This is a genomic window from Lishizhenia sp., from assembly GCF_033720595.1.
GTDB lineage: Bacteria > Bacteroidota > Bacteroidia > Flavobacteriales_D > Crocinitomicaceae > Lishizhenia.
On record NZ_JAWWCF010000312.1, the window covers coordinates 1 to 1,887 of the forward strand.

Here is a 1,887-nt window from a genome sequence, read left to right on the forward strand (position 1 = left end):
ATGGCAATGCCGGTGATTAAAGGAACTAAAACTGAAGCTGAACGCTTTGCCGGTGCGGTAGAAACTTACTGTATTGAGGCAATGATGCAAGACGGTAAAGCCTTGCAGGCAGGAACTTCACACTTTTTAGGCCAAAACTTTGCAAAAGCGTTTGATGTAAAATTCACCTCTAAAGAAGGGAAGTTAGAAAATGTTTGGGCTACATCCTGGGGCGTTTCTACCCGCTTAATGGGTGCGCTTATAATGACGCATAGTGATGATAACGGATTAGTACTTCCTCCAAATTTGGCGCCTACACAGGTGGTAATCGTTCCTATATATAAAGGGGAAGAGCAATTGCAGGAAATCTCTAGGGTAGCCAATAAACTTGCCGATGATCTTAAAGAAGCTGGTATTTCGGTGAAATATGACGATAGAGATACGCAAAAGCCAGGTTGGAAGTTTGCACAGTATGAATTACAGGGTGTGCCGGTTAGATTGGCAATTGGACCAAAAGACCTTGAAAAGGGGAGTGTAGAGCTGGCAAGAAGAGATACGCTTACTAAAGAGTTTGTAAATCAAACTGAAGTAGTGGAGAAGGTGAAGCATTTGATGGTGGAAATCCAGGAAACATTATTTGAGAAAGCGAATAATTTTAGGAATGATCACATCACCAAAGTAGATTCTTTTGATGAATTTAAAAAAGTTTTAAAAAATAAAGGCGGATTTATTTCTGCGCATTGGGATGGAACTACAGAGACAGAAAACAAAATAAAAGGACTTACCAAAGCCACAATTCGCTGTATACCATTTGGTTCCGAAAAGGAGTCGGGAAGCTGTGTGCTTACTGGTAAACCTTCAGAACAAAGAGTACTTTTTGCCAAGGCATATTAAATTTTAAATTTTTTTTGTTCAACTCTTGTGGCATTGAAAAATAGTTGTATTTTTGCATCCGCATTGAAACAAAAAATGGTCCGTTCGTCTAGGGGTTAGGACGCCAGGTTTTCATCCTGGTAACAGGGGTTCGATTCCCCTACGGACTACAAAAGAACACGAGTTTAGTTTTGTGTTTTTAAAAGTCCTGAAAAGGCAATTTGAAATAAATTAATGGTCCGTTCGTCTAGGGGTTAGGACGCCAGGTTTTCATCCTGGTAACAGGGGTTCGATTCCCCTACGGACTACTTTAAAAAATAATTAAAGCAATTTTGTAATGGCAAATCACAAGTCAGCATTGAAGAGGATTCGTAGCAATGAGACCAAACGTCTTAGAAACCGCTACCAGCATAAAACTACCAGAAACGCGATTAAGAAGTTGAAGGAGTCTGAGAAGAAAGAAGCTGAAGCTTTATTGCCTTCTGTTATCTCTATGGTAGATAAATTAGCAAAGAAAAACATTATACACGATAACAAAGCTGCGAACTTAAAATCGCAACTTACAAAGCACGTAGCCGCGCTTTAAGAATTATTACAGTGTTCAATTATAAAAGAAATGCTTTCTGTATTTATGGAAAGCATTTTTTTTATTTCTATATTTTTTCTTCTAGAATACCGAAAGTCCTGTTAAGGTAGTAAGGCGTTCTAAAGCTTTCATGCCTAATTCAGAATTTCCTTTTTCATTTAATATAGGGCTCCAAACCGCTACGGAATATTGATCTGGATGGATGGCTACGATACCGCCACCAACTCCACTTTTCCCTGGAAGGCCAACCTCAAAACTAAATTCTCCGGCTTCATCATAGAAACCACAGGTTTGCATCAATGAATTGATCCTTTTTACCGTGGTAGGAGTTAAAATTTCTTCGTCAGTCCCAAGTATTTTACCTTTATTAGCGAAAATCATAAAAGCCTGAGCAAGTTGTTTACAGGACATTGCCAGGGAACAAAGATGAAAATAGAAATCTACAATAG

Annotated in this window: 3 protein-coding genes and 2 tRNA genes; 4 read left to right on the forward strand and 1 reads right to left on the reverse strand. The window is 38.7% G+C overall.

Annotated features, from left to right (window positions below; translation table 11 throughout):
• The 4 genes from R3333_RS14370 to rpsT all read left to right on the forward strand — a co-directional run.
• On the forward strand, positions 1–873 hold an 873-nt coding region (locus tag R3333_RS14370; RefSeq protein ID WP_318959457.1), incomplete at its 5' end, for a proline--tRNA ligase.
• Positions 874–950: 77 nt separating this feature from the next.
• Positions 951–1,022 (forward strand) — tRNA-Glu (locus R3333_RS14375).
• Positions 1,023–1,088: 66 nt separating this feature from the next.
• Positions 1,089–1,160 (forward strand) — tRNA-Glu (locus tag R3333_RS14380).
• Positions 1,161–1,189: 29 nt separating this feature from the next.
• The gene (rpsT, locus tag R3333_RS14385) at positions 1,190–1,438 is read left to right on the forward strand and encodes a 30S ribosomal protein S20 (protein WP_057480260.1); all 249 of its coding nucleotides are present in this window, start codon (positions 1,190–1,192) and stop codon (positions 1,436–1,438) included.
• Positions 1,439–1,519: 81 nt separating this feature from the next.
• Here the strand turns inward: rpsT and R3333_RS14390 are convergent.
• On the reverse strand, positions 1,520–1,887 hold a 368-nt coding region (locus R3333_RS14390), incomplete at its 5' end, for a glutaminase (protein ID WP_318959458.1).